This is a genomic window from Gordonia sp. L191, assembly GCF_030077625.1.
GTDB lineage: Bacteria > Actinomycetota > Actinomycetes > Mycobacteriales > Mycobacteriaceae > Gordonia > Gordonia polyisoprenivorans_A.
The window spans coordinates 935,310-952,111 of sequence record NZ_CP125996.1; the positions used below are offsets into that span (position 1 = coordinate 935,310).

Sequence of the window (16,802 nt, forward strand, 5' to 3'; positions counted from 1 at the left end):
GGTGATGATCAGGTGGACGCCCCCACTCAACGAGGTAGGGGTCCGGGTGCCGCTCGACGGCGTGATCAATCGCTGTGCTGACGTGGTGGTCTGGATTACGCAGACAGTGGTGTACACCACCGGGGTCGAGATGACCGTCGAGGTCCGAATCCGCAAGGACGCGATGACTTGTGACGGCGGGCTGTGGCTCGGGCGCGATGGTCGCCGCAGCTCCGTGGTTCCGTTGCTCGTCGGGTTCGAGTGGGCCGACGGAACGACCTCGTCCAATCTGCCGTCGCCGGAGTTGAACGCGGGTGGACTCGGGCGGTTCCGCGGCACAGCCGGCGCCCACGACGCCTCCTTCGCCTTCGGCCTCGACCACCTGCCGCCTCGCGGCGAGTCTGTACTCGTCACTGCGGCACCTTTCCTCGGACTTTCGGAACGAAAGATCACGTTCGACGCGGGAATCATCCTCGACGCCGCATCCCGTGTGGAGGTGCTCTGGCCCGATGATGGCCGCCCGATCCCGCGTGAGCGCGGTGACCGCGACGCGGTGCCGCGAATCCCGTCGACCGGGTGGTTCGCTGAGCACTACGTGCAGGCGCCACCGAGACCGGCGGGTGGGTATGCCGCCGTCGTCACACCGGCAAAAGGTGCGCCGAGGTATCCGGACGACTGGGTCGACGGCGCGCCGACCAACAGCACCGACCAGTCATGTGCAATCTGCGGAAGCGTCAATGTCGTCTGGGTACATCCACTCGACATCGACAGGACCAGGTATCGCGTTTATGGCAAAGGGCATTCGCTCCCCTCGTATTGGGCATTGTGCGAGGACTGCGAACAGATGTACCGCGCAGGCAATGACGACGCCGTGGTCGCAGTCATGGAGAAGTACTGGATATTCCAAGACACCGACGAACAGCTTCGTCAGGCGCTGTCCGTGTTTCGCCGGGCAGACAAGGGGGCTCGTCGTTTCTCGAGTTGAGTCTTCCGAGAGGGGCTCAGTTCACGCCGAACAACTCCGCCGCATTCCGATAGAGGACCCCGCGTACCCAGTCGTCGCCCAGATCCAGCCGCATGATCGCGTCGAGGGCGTGGGTGTAGGTGTAGGGGATGTTCGGGAAGTCGCTGCCGAACAAGATCTTTGGTCCCAGGTCGGCCAGCCGGGGTCGTAGCTCGGGTGGGTACGGCGCGTCGGCCTCGGAGAAGTCGGTGAACGACATCGTGGTGTCGAGTCGCACATTCTCGAATCGTTCGGCGAGACCGAGGAATTCCTCGTATTCCGGTGTGCCCATGTGCGCGATGATGAGCGGCAACGACGGGAATCGCTTGAGCAGCCGGGCGATGGGCTCGGGCCCGGTGTAGGTGCCCGGCGCCGGCCCGGAGCCGCAGTGGATGATCACCGGGACCTGCGCGTCGGCGATCTGCGACCACACCCCGTCGAGCAGTGGATCGAGTGGTGAAAAGGCGCCGACCTGGATGTGGCACTTGAAGACCCGGGTGCCCGCGACGATGGCCTTCGAGACGTAGGCGGTCGCCGGCTCCTCGGGGTAGAAGGTCGCGGTGTGCAGACAATCGGGGTGGTGGGCGGCGAAGTCGGCGGCCCATCCGTTGAGCCACTCGGCCATGTTCGGCTTGTGCGGATACACGAGTGACGAATACGCGCGAATGCCGAACGCCTGCAACGCAGCCACCCGGACGTCCTCGTCGGCTCGGTAGGTGATCGGCCATTCGCGTCCGACGAGCGGGCCTGCCGAGTCGAAGTACGACCACACCTTGTCCATCACCGACCGCGGCATGAAGTGGGTGTGGACGTCGATCAGACCCGGTAGTCCCAACGTGCCCCAGACCGAGCGGACCCGTTGTGCCTCAGCCTCGCTGAACGGTGTCGGCGCGAAGGGATCTTGCTCAGGAACGACGCTGTTCATGCGTCGACGGTACCGCGCCTGACGCCACGGGTCACGGAGAGCCGATCACCGTGCGTTCCCCATCGAGGTGACCGCGGTGCGCAATGTCAGTCCTGCGTGTGAGCGGAGGAGTGGTCCTTGGACGCGCGCGGCATGCGCCCGGTCCAGTCGCGGGGAACGATGAACACGCCCTCGGCCTCGACGGTGACCCCCTCGGCGTCGGCGAGAGTGCCCCGGACGGTCTTCTTACGGCCGTCGCGGCCGACGATCGACGCGCGTGCGGTCAGCGGTCCCAGTGGAGTCGGGCGCACGTAGCGCAGCGAGATCGTCCCGGTGTAGCACGGCACGTTGTCGACGCTGGCGGCCTCACCGAGGACCTGATCGAGGATCATCGCGGCCACTCCGCCGTGCACATGGTCACCGGGACCCTCATAGGCGGCACCGAGGGTGAACTCGGCAGACACCTCGTGCCCGTCGTGGTGGGTCCGCAGTGGTGGGGCGATGGCGTTACGAACGCCGACAACCGAATTGCCCCAAGGCATTCCGACAAAGTCTGGCGTGTAGCGCACGCCGTACGGGCCGTCGATCTGTTCGGCGCGCAGGGTGTCGACGATGGCGTCGATCCGCTCGCGCGCCGCGGCCACCACATCGTCGGGGACCTCGGTGCGAATCACCGCATCGATGAGCTGGCGCACGGACTCGGTCAGCGGTTCGTAGACCGCACGGCGTCGGGCGATCTCGTCGTCGGAGATGTCCTCGAGGGTGAACTGCATGCGGCGACTCCCGGGTCGTGCCGGCCGTGGCGAACCGCGGACCGAAACCAGACTAGAACGTGTTCTAATCTAGCGGAAGGCGTCGGCGTCGGCCACCAGATCGGCGCGGGCATCGGCCAGCACCTCGGCGCGGTCATCCGGGCGGACGAAGCCCGCCTCGATCGCCGTGTCGGCCGCCTCGGCGTAACGCTTGAGGTAGGTGTCCTGGTCCGGGTAGAGATCGGCGATGACCGTCGGCGGCAGGGGTGTCGTCACACCGAACAGGACGCAGATCCGGGGTACGTCGTCCTCGACCACGCCGCTGAGGATCTGGGTCGGTACGTCCACGCACGGAGTGCGCACGCCGTCGCGCGCATTGCCGACCTGGTCGAGTTCGAAGCGGTGGCCGTCGCCGGCGTCGACCACCAGGAGCGGGTCCGCGACCGGGGGCTCCGACTCCTCGTCGACCCACGACCGCAGATGGTGCAACGCCGAGCGCAGCACGAAGCGCTGCTGTCCGCGATTCACCGGCGCCGGACAACCGAGCATCGACTCGTACTCGCCGATCTGGGCGAGATCGGCATGTGACGTCCCGGCTATCTCCCATACGCGTAACAGTGACGAATCAGGTTGTCGGGCTTGCACATACTGAAAGTTGGTGAGAACGTCGGTCTCGGTCTGCACGACGAAGACCGGAACGGTCAGATCGGTGGATATTCGCACGGGCAACCCGCGATAGGCCTCGGTGATGTCGGCGGGGCCACCGGCCTCGTCGAGCGGTAGTGCTCCGAGTGATCGGCTGTGAATCAGAATCCCGTGAAAGACGTTGTGCAGGTTGGTGAAATGATTCGCGTAGGTTGTCAGTGCCATCGCCGATTGGGATTCGCCCGCGGCCAGCAGTCGGCGCACCGTGAGCCCCGCCAGCGGATGGCCTTCGGTATGGTTCGCGGTGAGTGCGCCACCGATGGCGCCGTAGATGTCGTAGCTGTAGCCGTCACCCGGGTGGTGTAGTGACCCGTATCGATCGGTGTCCTTGTCGGCGAGACGCGTGGGCGTGTCACCGCCGTCCATTCCGACAGATCCGGCACCGCCTTCGATGCCGGTGTACTGCGCCGACACCCCCACCCACGCATATCCCGATCGGACGATCTCCGGCGCGAGGTAGGTGTACTCGGGTGCGGCGTCGGTGCCGCTCGACACGTTGAACCACTCGACGACGACGTGTCCGTTGAAATCGGAGTCATTCTCGGGTCGCCGCACCAGGATTCGAGTGGTGAACTCCGCGGAGTCGACTTCGGCGACGGCGCCCGACGAGGTGCTCTCGAATCGGCGGGCACGTCCGACGGCAGCATATTCGCGCTCGTCATATCGGTGGGCTGTCAGGTTCGGACCGGGGCTGGCGCTGAGGATGTTGTGACCATTCCCGCCGGTCAGTTCGATGAAGGTCACTTGCGACGACATCTTTCGACCATAGCCCTCGTTCACGGTTCGACGAGGCCTTCCTGATGCTTGACGTCGACGTCCTCGAGACGCCTTCCCCTCGATGGTCGAGGTGCCCGTCTTGCCCAACGGCCGGAACCCTTCCCCCGACGCCCCACGCGTCGGGTCTTCCCGCCGATGGTCGAGGTGCGAGCCGCGTGCGGCGAGCCTCGAGACCCGGCGAGATGACAGGTATCGCAACCACATCCATCAACTACAGCGAAAACCGATCCGTCTACCACACCCCACCGACAGAAAATCGGCGCCGAAACACGTTGTCCACAAGCAGAATTCACCAAAACACCCCTTGCGTCGAACACCCTGGCGATGTAGACTCGACCTATCACACCGATCAGCCACCGGGGAGGGGCCCATGATCGACACCACCACAATTCTTGACGTCAAAGATGTTGATGCCGAAGCGGTCTTCGCCACCATCGTCACCCAACTCAGCGACCTGCAATGGAACCCGGAGATGACCGGACCCCAAGCCTTCGGCGCAATGAAACAAGTCCTCCTGCTCCGCAATCTGGTCGATCACCACGCCACCACCCTCGCCGGCGAACTGGACCGACTGGGCGTGGCCGACCACAAAACCACCCGACTGCGAGAACTGTTGATCAGCATGGGCTTCGCGACCTCGGTCGCAGGTCGGTACGTGCGGATCTCGGCCACCAGCGACATTGACCTGTTGTTGGCGCATGCCGCCGACGGGTCCATCTCCTCCGAACACACCGACGCCATCGTCCGCGGGTTGGCCCACATCGACGCCCGCTCCTCCGAACCCCTCGACACCGTCCAACGGTGTGAATACCTGCGGAAACTGCTGTCACACTACTTCGCCGGATTCACCCCCGCCGAGATCAACCTCTACGCGCGGCAGTTGGGGAACGAGTTGGCGGCCGAAACCCCGGGCGAGCTACCGGCCGCCGAGGACAAGACGATCAACTCCTACACCGACCGCATCACCGACGATGGCCGGCTGGAAATCTCGGCGAACCTCGACATCATCGCCGGGGAAAGGACCCGGACGTTGATGGAAACCCTGTCGGCGCCCAAGCCTCAACCCGACGGGTCACCCGATCCGCGGACACCCGAACAGATCTGTGCCGCCGCGTTCGAAACGATCGTCGAACTCGCGGCACAAGGATTGGCCGACACCACGTTCTCGGCGAAACCCACCAACGGGTTGTTGTGGACGTGGCCGGCCGACAACCCGGCCGTCGGCGGCGAGTTGCAGAACATGGGAGCCATCACCGAAGCCACCGCCAAAATGTTGTCGTGCGACACCACCATCACCAAGATCATCCTCGACCCCAACGAGGTACCGCTCAGTGTTGGTCAAGAGAAACGCTTCTTCACCCCCGGACAACGCAAAGCCTTACTCGTCCGGGATCGCGGATGCATCAAATGCGGTGCCCACGCCGGCCGCTGCCAAGCACACCACGTGCACCACTGGGCCGACGGTGGGCCCACCGACCTCGACAACGGATGCCTCCTCTGCACCAGCTGTCACGACGACGTCCACCACCACGGCTGGGACATCATCATGGGATACGACCGACACCCCTGGCTGATCCCACCCGCCAGCGTGGATCCGAAACGACGGCCAGTGCCGTCCTATCACCGACGCACCATGCGACTCGACGACACAGCAGCCTGACCTACCCTGCCCCACAACCTGAATCCCCGCACCCGGCCTGGCCGGGACCGCATCTGTTGTTTGAGAACTCCATAGCGAAACCCCCACCCGATGGTCGAGGTGTTCGAGCATCCGTGGCCCGGAAGCCCTTCAGCACAAGGGGTCTCGAGGCTCGTCGCTGACGCTCCTCGGCACCTCGACCATCGGGATGGGACGGCCATCGGGCACGAAACCCGGGGTGGGAACGGCCCTCCGGTGGTCGAGGTGCGAGCCGCGTGCGGCGAGCCTCGAGACCGCTTGCAGCAGAGCTGGAACTGAACCACCGTGGCCCGGAAGCCTTTCAGTACAACAGGTCTCGAGGCTCGTCGCTGGCGCTCCTCGGCACCTCGACCATGGGGATGGGACGGCCATCGGGCGGGAGAGGCTGGAGCATTCCCGCGCGGGCGGCCTCGTCCATCGGGATGGGAACACCGTCGGGCGGGAGGGCGTCAGCGCCTCGATGGTCGGCTATTACTTCTGGGACTTGCGATGGTTGTCGATCACCTTGCCGAACATGAAGTGCATCTTGGTGCCCAGGGGCCAGCCGACGTAGTAGCAGAGGAACAGGGAGATCTCCTCCAGCTGTTCCGGCGTCAATTCGCCATTGGCCAGCGCCGAGGACGCCTGGATCTCGGCGACGTCGATCTGGCCGGACTGCGCAAGGGCACCGAGGAGTAGGAGTCGGCGATCGCGGATGGAAAGCCCTTCGCGGGACCAGACTTCGCCGAACACCTGATCCGCGGTGTGGGCGAAGTAGTCGCCGGGTCCGTCGGACATTTCCCAGCCGTAGACCTTCGACATCATGTCGAGCGATCTCTGGCGCTGCTCGGATGTCATGAGAGTTCTCCTTCGTGGTGGGGGACGCCGAGCGCGTCGGCAAGGTCGCGGCGTGCCAACCGGCCGAGGGGAAGGTCGACACCCAAGTGATCGGCAAGGGCCAACGCCAGCGTGAGATCTTTCTCGCCCAGGGTTCGAACCGAAGTGAAGATGTCGTACCAGAAATCGTCCGGTGCGATCTCGGCGGTGGTGTCGCGCAGCATGATGGCGCCGGCACCGCCGGTGATGGCATCGGTGTGGCGGACCACTTTTCCGAGTTTCACCAGGTCGATACCGGCTGCCTCGGCAAGGCGGGCGGCCTCGGTGGTGGCGGTGAACGAGATGAAGTGGAGCAGGTTTCGCGCCAGCTTCATCTTCGTGCCCGCACCGACGTCCGGGCCGGCGTGGACCAGCATGTCGGAGGTGAGTGCGAACGGTTCCTTGATCCTCTCGTAGGCGTCACGCGGGCCGCCGACCATGATCGCCAAACGGCCTTCGGCGGCACCGGCCGCGCCACCGGAGATCGGGGCGTCGAGCACCGTCACTCCGCGTTCGGCGGCCTCCGCAGCAAGGTCGATGGCCGTTTCCGGGGCGATCGTCGAGTGCACGGTGATGATCGTTTCCGGAGCCGCGGCGCTCAACAACCCGCCGTCGCCGCTGACGACTGTGCGGACCTGCTCGTCGTCGAGCACGCAGACCCCGATGACATCGGTGCGAGAAGCCAGATCCGCAAGTGACTCTGCGCGATCGGCCCCCTGATCGACGAGCTTGGCGACGGCGTCCTCGGACAGGTCGAACACCGTCATCCCGCCGGCCCACTTGGCGAGGCTGCCGGCCATCGGGCCACCGATGTTTCCCAACCCGACATACCCGAGCCGCAGAGAGCCGGCAGGGTCGGCGCTCACGACCGGATCACCTGCCCGCCGTCGACATTGAAGATCTGGCCGGTGATCCAGCCGGCCTCGTCGGACAACAGGAACAGGCACATGCCCACCAGATCCTCGGGCGTGCCGAAGCGTTTGAGCGGTAAGCGGTTCACGATGTCATCGACCATCTCCTTCGGTGTGGTGGTGCGCGTCGCCTCAGTGTCGATGGGTCCGGGGGCAATCGCGTTGACCCGGATGTTCTGACCGCCGAGCTCGGTGGCCAACTGTTGGGTGAGCCCGTTGACGCCCACCTTCGCGAGACCGTAGAAGCCGCTGTACAACCATGCCGCGGTGGAGGATTGATTCACGATCGCGCCCCCGCCGGTCATGTGCGAATACACCGCACGGGTGACGTTGAGCGCGCCGTCGAGGTTCACGCTCATGAACTTCTTGTAGTAGTCCCACGGAACGGTGATCAAGAAGTCCAGCTTCATCCCGCCGTAGATCGCCGCGTTGTTGACCAGACCGTCGATCCGGCCGTACGCGTCGACGGTGGCCTGCGCGAGTGCCGCGGCCGAGTCGGGATCGGAGACGTCGGTGTGGACGTAGCGTCCGCCGATGTCGGCGGCGACCTTCTCGCCGGCCTCATCGTTGAGATCGGCGACGACCACATTGGCGCCCTCGCCGGCCAGCGCTCGTGCGTAGGCCTCGCCGATGCCGCCGGCGGCGCCGGTGACGATGACGGTTTTGTCGGTGAATCGTGAAGACGTCATGTGCTGCTGCTCTTTTCGTTGGGTGATGGATCAGGCGGGTCGGGCGACGGCCTTGGTCTGCAGGTATTCCTCGAAGCCGGCGACGCCCATCTCGCGGCCGATACCCGATGCCTTGTAGCCGCCGAAGGGCACATCGGCGGAGTACCAGATGCCGCCGTTGACGGACATGGTTCCGGTGCGAATGCCGTTGACAACCTTGTTGATCCGATCCTCGTCGGTACCCCACACCGCTCCGGAGAGGCCGTACGGAGAATCGTTGGCGATGCGGATGGCGTCGTCGTCACCATCGTGGGGGAGGACCACCAGCACCGGCCCGAAGATCTCCTCCTGCGCGACCCGGGACGAATTATCAACCCCGGAGATCAACGTGGGTTCGACGAAGAATCCGGTGGGCTTCTCGGTCGGACGTCCGCCGCCGATCTCGATGGTGCCACCTTCTTCACGTGCGAGTTCGATGTAGGACTCCACACGCTGACGTTGGCGAGCAGAGATCAAGGGCCCGCACATGGTTCCCGGGTCGGTCGGGTCGCCCGCGGCGAGCCCGGCGAGGCTGTCGCGGGTGGCGGAGATCGCCTCGTCGAGTCGCTCGCGCGGGACGAGCAGTCGGGTGGTGATGGCGCATCCCTGCCCGGCGTGGGTGACCACGGCGAACGCGGCCATCGAACACGCGGCCGCGAGATCGGCGTCGTCGAGGACGATGAACGCCGACTTCCCGCCGAGTTCGAGGAAGACCTTGGTGAGCGATTCCGCGGCAGCGGCCATCACCTTCTTGCCGGTGGCGGTGGACCCGGTGAAGGACACGACGTCCACGCGCGGGTCGCTGCCGAGTTGGGCGCCCACTGCGTGATCGCTGGAGGTGACGATGTTGACGACGCCGGGCGGGAAGTCTGTTTCCTCGGCGATCACCTTGCCGACCAGTGCCGCACACCATGGGGTGTCGGGGGCGGGCTTGAGGACGACCGTGCACCCGGCGGCAAGTGCCGGCCCGATCTTGGCGAAGTTGATCTGGTGCGGAAAGTTCCACGGCGTGATCGCGCCGACGACGCCGGCCGCCTCGCTGCGCACCTCGCGATGGTTCTTCAGACCCATCGGCTTGGCCTCGCCGAGATCGGTGGTCCACGAATAATTCTCGGCGAGGTCCGCGAAGTAGCCGAGGTCGTTGATGGGTCCTTCCAGCTGTGGCCCGTGCGTCAGGAACACCGGGCAACCAACTTCGGCGACGGTGATCTCACGGAGTTCGTCGACGTGCGCGAGCAGGGCGTCGCGTAACTGACGGAGACATCGCGCGCGGAATGCGTGGTCGCGCGACCACGATGTCTCGTCGAAGGCGCGTCGGGCGGCGGCGATCGCGGCATCCATGTCGGCGGTGTCGGCGTCGGCCGCCTTGCCGATCACGGCCTCGGTGGCGGGGTTGATGACATCGAAAGTGCCACCGCCGCCGGGGATCAGCTTGCCGTCGATGAGTAGGTCCGAGGCGGATGCGGGTCTGAGTGACATGAACTGGAACTCCATCTGGACAGGTGTCTGGACTCGAGTTCAAAGCTAGTGTAGCGTCGGTCACATGTCCAGTCCCGTATCTCAGGAATCGACCCGACGGCGACTCTCCGCCCAGCAGGCCGAAACCGTTGCCCGGCTGACCGACGCGGCGGTCGACGTGCTCAACGACGAGGGCTTCGACGGGTTGACGGTTCGGGTGGTCGCCAAGCGGGCCGGTGTCGCGCCCGCCACCGCCTACACCTACTTCTCGTCGAAGAGTCACCTTGTGGCCGAGGTGTTCTGGCGCCGACTTGCCGACGGCGTGCCCGACCCCGACCCGGCCCTCGATCCGGCCGACCGGGTGGCCGCCGTGCTGCGGGATGTCTCCCTCGTGGTCGCCGGCGAGGGCCAACTCGGCGGCGCTGTCACCGTCGCGCTGTTGGGTACCGACCCCGACGTCGAACACCTGCGCCTGCGCATCGGCGGATTCATCCGCCAACGCCTCGCCCAGGCGCTCGAGGTGGACCCGGAGAGCCCGGGGCCGGTCGTCGACGCGCTGGAGATGTTGTACGCCGGCGGGCTCGTGCACGCCGGGATGGGCCACCTCAGCTACGAGCAGACCTCCGAACGTCTGGTCGCCGCCGCCCACCTGCTGATGGAGAAGCAATCGTGATGATGGAGCACACCCGATGACCGACACCGTTGCCGTGGCCGGGATGCAGGAGCATATTCCGTTCGATCCGTATGCCTATGGCTTTCATGAGGATCCGTATCCCACCTATGCTCGCCTGCGCCGTGAGGCGCCGGTGTATTACAACTCCGAGTTGGATTTCTGGGCGCTGGCCCGGCATGCCGACGTGCGCAGCGCATTTCGTGACTCGGTGAACCTGTCCAACGCCTGGGGCGTATCGATGGACCCGGCGTCGTACGGTCCGGACGCACACAAGTCGATGTCGTTTCTGGCACTCGACGACCCGAAACACATGCGCATCCGCAAACTGGTGAGCAAGGGCTTCACCCCGCGCCGCGTCAACGACCTCTCCGGCCGGATCACCGCCCTGACCCACGAACACTGGAGCCGGTGCCGCGACAAGGGCGAGTTCGACTACGTCGCCGACTTCGCCGGATTGCTCCCGATGGACGTGGTGTCGGAGTTGCTCGGCGTCCCCGAGAGTGACCGGGCGTTCCTGCGCAAGCAGTCGGATCTGCTGCTGCATCGCGAGGAGGGGGTGCTCGACGTCCCCGAAGCGGCCGTGTACGCGTATATCGAACTGCACAAATACTATTCGGCGTTGATCGCCGAACGTCGCAACAACCTCGGCGACGATCTCGTTTCCGCGTTGCTCACCGCCGAGATCGACGATGAGTCGGGGGACAAGACAGCGCTGTCCGACGACGAGATCGTCGGATTCATGGTGCTGATGGTGGTGGCCGGCAACGAGACGACCACCAAACTCCTTGCCAATGCCCTGTATTGGGCCTGGCGCAATCCGGACGAGATGGCGCGTGTCATCGCCGACCCCGACCTCGTGCCCGACTGGACCGAGGAGACTTTGCGCTACGACAACTCGACGCAGATGGTGCTGCGCCGGGTCGCCGCCGACGTCGACTACGGCGAACACACCATCGCTGCCGGCCAACGGGTGTTGCTGCTGGTCGGCTCGGCCAATCGCGACGAGGACGTCTTCGACGATCCCGACAGTTACCGCATCGGCCGGGACTGCGGTCAGGCGCTGATGAGCTTCGGCATGGGCACCCATTTCTGCCTCGGCGCCCACCTGGCGAGGTTGGAGGCCAACATCGGGCTGACCGAGGTGGCCCGGTCGATCAGGTCGGTCGACATCGACATGGAGAACGCGGTGCGTGTGCACTCGGTGAACGTCCGCGGCTTCGCTGAACTCCCGGTACGAGTGACGGTGCGCTGATGGCCTTCGTCCCGCATCCCGCCCGACGCCCGGTCCTGGTCGCGGGTGCCTCCTCTGGCATCGGCGCGGCCACCGCCGAATGGCTGGCAGCGCAAGGGCATCCGGTGGCCCTGGCCGCGCGCCGTGTCGACCGTCTCCAAGAGCTCGCCGACAAGATCATCACCGCGGGCGGGGAAGCCGTCGCGGTGCCCCTCGACGTCACCGACGAGGCGTCGGTCCTCGAGTGTGTCGCCAAGTCGCAGGCCGCGATCGGTGATCTCGAAATCGTCGTCGCCGGTGCCGGTGACCTCGCCGTCGGCCTGTCGTACGAGACCTCGCCCGCCGAGTTCGCCGATCAGATCAACATCCACCTCACCGGCGCCTACCGTCTCTACCGCGCGGTCATCGGCGGCATGATCGAGCGGACGCGCGGGGACGTCGTGTTCATCGGATCCGATGTGGCACTGCACCCCCGGCCGTGGTCGTCGGCGTATGTGGCCGCCAAATCCGGCATCGACGGTCTCGTCGCGACCATCCAACTCGAACTCGAGGGCACCGGCGTGCGCGCCGGGGTGGTGCGCCCGGGCCAGACCCTCACCGGCATGGGCATGAATCTCGACCAGAAGACCACCGAGAACATGCTCAACGACTGGATCACGCACGGATTGGCTCGGCACGGCAATTTCCTTGCCCCGGAACACATTGCGCAGGCGGTCGCGGCCATGATCGCGATGCCGCGCGGCGCGCACATGCGTGCGGTCGAGGTGGAGGCCGAAGGCGCCATCCCCAAGAGCAAACTCCCCCCGAAAGGATCCGAGCAATGACCACCCTCACGACCCCGAAACGCGTGTCCGGCGGCGACGGTGAACACGGTCATCTCGACGAGCTCGCCACCGACCCGATCGGCCTGTTCTGGCGGGTTCGCGAGGAGTGCGGTGACGTCGGGCAGTTCCAGCTCGCCGACCGTGAGGTGGTGCTCGTCTCCGGTGCCGCAGCCAACGAGGAGTTCTTCCGCGCGCCCGAGGAGGATCTCGACCAGGCCGCCGCATACCCTTTCATGACACCGGTTTTCGGTGAGGGCGTGGTCTTCGACGCGAGCCCGGAGGAGCGCTCCAAGGCGATTCACAACTCGGCGCTCAAAGGCGCACACATGAAGCAACATGCGGTGACGATTCCCAACGAGGCCGAGCGTATCATCGCCGGATGGGGCGATGAGGGTGAGATCGATCTGCTCGAGTTCTTCGGCGAGCTGACCCTCTACACCTCCTCGGCGTGCCTGATCGGCCGCAAGTTCCGCGAGCAACTCGACAAGCATGTCTCCGAACTGTTCCACGACCTGGAGAAGGGCACCGACCCCATCGCCTACGTCGATGCCCACGCCGACATCGAGAGCTTCCGACGCCGCGACGCCGCACGCGCCGAACTCGTCGAGTACATCCATGGCGTGATGGAAGAACGCGTCACGAACCCGGTGTCGGACAAAGAGGATCGGGACCTGATGGACGTCCTGATCCAGGTCGGATTCGATGCCGACACCATCACCGGCATGTTCATCTCGATGATGTTCGCCGGCCATCACACCACCCAGGGCACGGCCGCGTGGACCCTGATCGAGTTGCTGCGCAATCCCGAGTACCTGCGGCGCGTCTACGACGAGCTCGACGAGATCTACGGCGACACACCGCCCGGCGAGCGCCCGGAGTACACCTTCGCCCACACCCGGCAGATGCCGTTGCTGGAGAACGCGCTGAAGGAGGCGCTGCGTCTGCATCCGCCGCTGATCATCCTGATGCGATTGGTGCAGAACGATTTCCACATCGAGGAGTTCGAGGTGAAAGCCGGTCAGACGATCGCGGTCTCGCCTGCGGTGTCGAATCGGCTGGCCGACGATTTTCCCGATCCCGACACCTTCGACCCGGATCGCTACCTCAAGCCACGCCAGGAGGACCTGGTCAACCGCTGGACCTGGATTCCCTTCGGTGCCGGCCGACACCGTTGTGTGGGAGCGCAATTCGCGGTCATGCAACTCAAGGCGATCTTCTCGGTGCTATTCCAGAACTACGAGTTCGAGATGGCCCAGCCCGCCGACAGCTATCACAACGACCACTCGAAGATGGTGGTGCAGCTCGCGCAACCGTGCCGGGTGCGCTACCGCAAACGGGTCCGGGATACGGAGTCGTGATGCGCATCGAGATCGATCTCGACCTGTGCCAGGGCCACGGGATGTGCGAGATGGAGGCCCCGGAGGTCTTCGTCGCGCACCGCGATCACGCCGAGATCCTCGACAAGGAGCCCGACGAGAGCCTGCGCGAGCAAGTTCTCGCCGCCGTGCAGTACTGCCCGACCCAAGCTTTGAGAATCATCGACGACCACAACGAATGACGAGGACCTTTCATGCCTTTCGATCGTGCCGAACTGGACGAGATGAAGCAGCGCTGGCTGCAGGCCAACATCGACGCCGAGGCAGCCGGCGACTGGAAACCGTTGGCGGAGTTCTACACCGAGGACGCCACCTACGGCTGGAACTACGGCCCCGACAAGGATTTCATGGCGGTCGGACGCGACGAGATCCGTGAGATCGCGCTCGGGCAGGAGATGGAAGGCCTCGAGGGCTGGACCTACCCGTATCAGGAATGGGTGATCGACGATCAGACCGGCTCGATGATCGGACTGTGGAAGCAGATCTATTCCGGCACCCGCGACGACGGCACCCACTATGCGCTCGAAGGCATCCAGGGGAGCTGGTTCAGGTATGCCGGGAACTTCCAGTTCTCCTGGCAGCGTGACTTCTTCGACTACGGCAACGTCTCCGCTCTGTTCATCGAGATGCTGAAGAACAATGCGATGAGCGACGGCATGCTCAAACGGATCGAGAAGGCCACCGGCGATCAGCCGGGCTGGTACCCGTTCGGCAAGGCGCCGGTGCCCTTCTGGTGACCTGAGCCCATGACCGATACAGCCCACGAGATCCCGGCCCGCACCTACTCCGATCTGACCGGCGACCAGCTCGCCGACCTCATTCCGGAGCTGCTGTTGTCGGGGCAACTCATCGATCGCAGCGGGATGGCGCACCTCATCAGCGCCTTCGGCCGGGACACGATGGCGCAAGTGGCCATCGAGGAGTGGATGGCCGCGAGCCCCGTCTACACCCATCGGATGCGGACCGCGCTGGGTATCGACGGTGACGGTGTCGAGGACATGTTCAAGTGTCTGCAGCTCGACATCGGGGCGCCCCCGCAGTTCATGGACTTCCGCTACGAGATCACCGACCACCACCACGGCGCGTTCGTGCTGAATCACTGTGGCGCGCTGATGGATGTCGAGCCGCTCGGCGACGAGTACGTCACCGCGATGTGTCACGACATCGAGGACCCGACGTTCGACGCGACCGCGATCGCCACCAATCGGCGGGCCCGTATCCGGCCGATTCACCGGCCGCCGCGGCGTCCGGCCGACCGGCATCCGCACTGCGCGTGGACGGTGACGATCGAACCCGACCGTGACGAACTCCCGTTGCCGGCCGACGCCGAGACGATGTTCACCACACGTGCCGCGCAGATCGAGCTGGTGGCGATCGATCCGGACGCCGACGACGGGCTCGTCGACTATCGTGGACCGCTCGTCGCCGACCTGCAGTTCCGGGAGTGGTCGCACTCGGCGTTGGCGCGGATCGCCGAAGAGGTTGCCCTGCAACATCAATTGCTCGCGCTCGGCTTCTGGACGAGTGTGCGTCGCCACGCCGACTCCGACGAGCAGGCGCGTGAGATCTTCGGCAAACAGTTCACCGGCATCGCGGGATTGTCCGCGGATCGGCTGCGGCGGGTGCTGCGCCTGGGAACCGACGCTGCTGCGCTGGCGCAGGTCATCGCGTTGGTGCCGGTGCTCGGACCCCGCAGCTACAGCGGGATCGAGGTCGATGTCGAGGGAGATGAGGTCGTGGTGACGATCCCCGGTGAGTCGGACGCACGGGCCGACGGCGGATGGATCACCTTGCTGACCCACGACCACATCGAGCCGCTGCGCGCGATCGGGGTGGCCGTCGACCCGAGGTGGGTGATCACCGAGAGCACGTCCACCGACGGCACGTCTACCGGCAGCGGGCTCAGTGTGCGGTTCGCGCTCGGCGACGTCGAACAGGCCGAGAGCGGCGAGGTGGCGATCACCCGCTTCAGTTCCGGTGCCGACTTCAGCTTCACCGACCGCGGCCGCTCGGTCCCGGTCACGGCGCTGCCGATCACTCCGATCACCAGCGGGGTGTGATGGTCGAGCTCGATCTGGCCGGCCGGGTCGCGATGCTCGCCGGCGCCACCCGGGGCATCGGACTCTCGGTGGCATACGCGCTCGCCGGGCGTGGGGTCTCGCTGGTGATCAACGGTCGCGACGACGAGGCCGTCGCCGCGACCGTGGACGAGATCATCGGCGGTGGTGGGCAGGCGGTGGGGGTCTGCGGGCCGGCCGGGCAGGCGGGCGTCGTGGAGAAGATGGCCGATGCCGCGCTGTCCGGGTTCGGTGCGCTCGACATCGCGATCAACTGTGCCGGGATCGCTGAGCCACCGGGCTCGACGGTCCTGACGATCACCGAGGACCAGTTCCGCCAGCAGATCGACGCACAACTGATGAGTGCGTTTCACCTCACCTCGATCGCCGGGCGGGTGTTCGCCGAGCAGCAGTCGGGGTCGATCGTGTTGACCGGCTCGGCTGCCTCGCTCGGAACCTTCGGTGGCAGTGGATATCCCGCTGCTAAAGGAGGAGTGAACGCTCTGGCGCTCGCCGCGGCCGGTGACCTGCGTGAGCTCGGAGTGCGCGTCAACGTCGTGATGCCGGGTGCCAAGTCACGGTTGTCGTCGGGACCGGAGTACGTGCGGCACATCGAAAGCCTGCATGAGCGGGGCATTCTCGACGAGTTCACCCGCGATGCCGCTCTCGATCCGGCTCCGCCGGAGTATGTCGCACCGCTCTACACCTTTCTCGCCAGTGCGGCGGCATCGGAGATCACCGGTCAGATATTCAGCGCCGCAGGTGGTTTCATCGGACGCTATGATCCGCAGCAACCCACCTTCGTCGCGTATCGCGACCACGGCGCCACCGCACCCTATGACATGAGTGAGCTTGCCGATCTGCTGACCTGAAAGGCGTGGTTGCCCCCGATGAGACCAATTGCTAGTTTCG

17 protein-coding genes are annotated in these 16,802 nt (G+C 65.5%); 10 read left to right on the top strand and 7 right to left on the bottom strand.

Annotated elements, in window-relative coordinates; all coding sequences use genetic code 11:
* Window positions 1-4: 4 nt before the first annotated feature.
* A complete protein-coding gene (locus QNM97_RS04315) occupies window positions 5-964 on the top strand; it encodes a hypothetical protein (protein WP_283821751.1) in 960 nt (319 codons plus the stop codon).
* Between the two features lie 16 nt (window positions 965-980).
* Here QNM97_RS04315 and QNM97_RS04320 read toward each other — a convergent pair whose 3' ends face one another.
* The 3 genes from QNM97_RS04320 to QNM97_RS04330 form a co-directional block, all read right to left on the bottom strand.
* A complete protein-coding gene (locus QNM97_RS04320; RefSeq protein WP_283821752.1) occupies window positions 981-1,907 on the bottom strand; it encodes an amidohydrolase family protein in 927 nt (308 codons plus the stop codon).
* Between the two features lie 86 nt (window positions 1,908-1,993).
* On the bottom strand, window positions 1,994-2,659 hold the full coding sequence (locus QNM97_RS04325) for a PaaI family thioesterase (RefSeq protein WP_208792246.1): 666 nt from the start codon (window positions 2,657-2,659) through the stop codon (window positions 1,994-1,996).
* 69 nt (window positions 2,660-2,728) lie between these two features.
* Complete coding sequence (locus QNM97_RS04330) at window positions 2,729-4,099, bottom strand: alpha/beta hydrolase domain-containing protein (RefSeq protein WP_283821753.1); 1,371 nt, start codon at window positions 4,097-4,099, stop codon at window positions 2,729-2,731.
* A gap of 391 nt (window positions 4,100-4,490) precedes the next feature.
* Here QNM97_RS04330 and QNM97_RS04335 point away from each other — a divergent pair, with 391 nt between their 5' ends.
* Complete coding sequence (locus QNM97_RS04335) at window positions 4,491-5,780, top strand: HNH endonuclease (protein WP_283821754.1); 1,290 nt, start codon at window positions 4,491-4,493, stop codon at window positions 5,778-5,780.
* A gap of 489 nt (window positions 5,781-6,269) precedes the next feature.
* On the opposite strand, the gene QNM97_RS04340 is transcribed toward QNM97_RS04335, so the two are convergent.
* From QNM97_RS04340 to QNM97_RS04355, 4 genes are read right to left on the bottom strand one after another with little or no spacing between them, the layout of a single operon-like run.
* Window positions 6,270-6,635, bottom strand: a complete 366-nt coding sequence (locus QNM97_RS04340; RefSeq protein WP_283821755.1) for a carboxymuconolactone decarboxylase family protein — start codon at window positions 6,633-6,635, stop codon at window positions 6,270-6,272.
* A complete protein-coding gene (locus tag QNM97_RS04345) occupies window positions 6,632-7,519 on the bottom strand; it encodes an NAD(P)-dependent oxidoreductase (RefSeq protein WP_283821756.1) in 888 nt (295 codons plus the stop codon). Before QNM97_RS04345 ends, QNM97_RS04340 begins: the two co-directional genes overlap by 4 nt.
* Window positions 7,516-8,253 carry an SDR family oxidoreductase gene (locus QNM97_RS04350; protein WP_283821757.1) on the bottom strand — a complete coding sequence of 246 codons (738 nt, stop codon included), beginning with the start codon at window positions 8,251-8,253 and terminating at the stop codon, window positions 7,516-7,518. The genes QNM97_RS04345 and QNM97_RS04350 overlap by 4 nt, the downstream gene beginning before the upstream one ends.
* Window positions 8,254-8,283: 30 nt before the next feature.
* Window positions 8,284-9,750, bottom strand: coding sequence for an aldehyde dehydrogenase (locus tag QNM97_RS04355; RefSeq protein WP_283821758.1), 1,467 nt, complete (start codon window positions 9,748-9,750; stop codon window positions 8,284-8,286).
* A gap of 64 nt (window positions 9,751-9,814) precedes the next feature.
* Between QNM97_RS04355 and QNM97_RS04360 the strand changes: the two genes are divergently transcribed.
* The 8 genes from QNM97_RS04360 to QNM97_RS04395 are packed head-to-tail and all read left to right on the top strand — an operon-like array spanning window position 9,815 to window position 16,762.
* A complete protein-coding gene (locus QNM97_RS04360; protein WP_283821759.1) occupies window positions 9,815-10,402 on the top strand; it encodes a TetR/AcrR family transcriptional regulator in 588 nt (195 codons plus the stop codon).
* Window positions 10,403-10,418: 16 nt separating this feature from the next.
* The gene (locus tag QNM97_RS04365) at window positions 10,419-11,654 is read left to right on the top strand and encodes a cytochrome P450 (RefSeq protein WP_283821760.1); all 1,236 of its coding nucleotides are present in this window, start codon (window positions 10,419-10,421) and stop codon (window positions 11,652-11,654) included.
* Entirely contained in the window at window positions 11,654-12,457 is an 804-nt protein-coding gene (locus tag QNM97_RS04370; RefSeq protein WP_283821761.1) for an SDR family oxidoreductase, read from the top strand. Before QNM97_RS04365 ends, QNM97_RS04370 begins: the two co-directional genes overlap by 1 nt.
* Window positions 12,454-13,815, top strand: a complete 1,362-nt coding sequence (locus tag QNM97_RS04375; protein WP_283821762.1) for a cytochrome P450 — start codon at window positions 12,454-12,456, stop codon at window positions 13,813-13,815. The genes QNM97_RS04370 and QNM97_RS04375 overlap by 4 nt, the downstream gene beginning before the upstream one ends.
* Window positions 13,815-14,015: a ferredoxin gene (locus QNM97_RS04380; RefSeq protein WP_283821763.1), complete on the top strand. Its 201-nt coding sequence runs from the start codon at window positions 13,815-13,817 to the stop codon at window positions 14,013-14,015. Before QNM97_RS04375 ends, QNM97_RS04380 begins: the two co-directional genes overlap by 1 nt.
* A gap of 12 nt (window positions 14,016-14,027) precedes the next feature.
* Window positions 14,028-14,570, top strand: coding sequence for a nuclear transport factor 2 family protein (locus QNM97_RS04385; RefSeq protein ID WP_283821764.1), 543 nt, complete (start codon window positions 14,028-14,030; stop codon window positions 14,568-14,570).
* 9 nt (window positions 14,571-14,579) lie between these two features.
* The gene (locus QNM97_RS04390) at window positions 14,580-15,893 is read left to right on the top strand and encodes a hypothetical protein (protein ID WP_283821765.1); all 1,314 of its coding nucleotides are present in this window, start codon (window positions 14,580-14,582) and stop codon (window positions 15,891-15,893) included.
* Window positions 15,893-16,762: an SDR family NAD(P)-dependent oxidoreductase gene (locus QNM97_RS04395; RefSeq protein ID WP_283821766.1), complete on the top strand. Its 870-nt coding sequence runs from the start codon at window positions 15,893-15,895 to the stop codon at window positions 16,760-16,762. Before QNM97_RS04390 ends, QNM97_RS04395 begins: the two co-directional genes overlap by 1 nt.
* The last annotated feature ends 40 nt before the right edge of the window (window positions 16,763-16,802 follow it).

Bases quoted from the DNA above. Each gene is read 5' to 3' on its own strand.
- QNM97_RS04315 (WP_283821751.1), top strand. From the start codon at position 5: ATGATCAGGTGGACGCCCCCACTCAACGAGGTAGGGGTCCGGGTGCCG.
- QNM97_RS04320 (WP_283821752.1), bottom strand. From the start codon at position 1,907: ATGAACAGCGTCGTTCCTGAGCAAGATCCCTTCGCGCCGACACCGTTC.
- QNM97_RS04325 (WP_208792246.1), bottom strand. From the start codon at position 2,659: ATGCAGTTCACCCTCGAGGACATCTCCGACGACGAGATCGCCCGACGC.
- QNM97_RS04330 (WP_283821753.1), bottom strand. From the start codon at position 4,099: ATGTCGTCGCAAGTGACCTTCATCGAACTGACCGGCGGGAATGGTCAC.
- QNM97_RS04335 (WP_283821754.1), top strand. From the start codon at position 4,491: ATGATCGACACCACCACAATTCTTGACGTCAAAGATGTTGATGCCGAA.
- QNM97_RS04340 (WP_283821755.1), bottom strand. From the start codon at position 6,635: ATGACATCCGAGCAGCGCCAGAGATCGCTCGACATGATGTCGAAGGTC.
- QNM97_RS04350 (WP_283821757.1), bottom strand. From the start codon at position 8,253: ATGACGTCTTCACGATTCACCGACAAAACCGTCATCGTCACCGGCGCC.
- QNM97_RS04355 (WP_283821758.1), bottom strand. From the start codon at position 9,750: ATGTCACTCAGACCCGCATCCGCCTCGGACCTACTCATCGACGGCAAG.
- QNM97_RS04360 (WP_283821759.1), top strand. From the start codon at position 9,815: ATGTCCAGTCCCGTATCTCAGGAATCGACCCGACGGCGACTCTCCGCC.
- QNM97_RS04365 (WP_283821760.1), top strand. From the start codon at position 10,419: ATGACCGACACCGTTGCCGTGGCCGGGATGCAGGAGCATATTCCGTTC.
- QNM97_RS04370 (WP_283821761.1), top strand. From the start codon at position 11,654: ATGGCCTTCGTCCCGCATCCCGCCCGACGCCCGGTCCTGGTCGCGGGT.
- QNM97_RS04375 (WP_283821762.1), top strand. From the start codon at position 12,454: ATGACCACCCTCACGACCCCGAAACGCGTGTCCGGCGGCGACGGTGAA.
- QNM97_RS04380 (WP_283821763.1), top strand. From the start codon at position 13,815: ATGCGCATCGAGATCGATCTCGACCTGTGCCAGGGCCACGGGATGTGC.
- QNM97_RS04385 (WP_283821764.1), top strand. From the start codon at position 14,028: ATGCCTTTCGATCGTGCCGAACTGGACGAGATGAAGCAGCGCTGGCTG.
- QNM97_RS04390 (WP_283821765.1), top strand. From the start codon at position 14,580: ATGACCGATACAGCCCACGAGATCCCGGCCCGCACCTACTCCGATCTG.
- QNM97_RS04395 (WP_283821766.1), top strand. From the start codon at position 15,893: ATGGTCGAGCTCGATCTGGCCGGCCGGGTCGCGATGCTCGCCGGCGCC.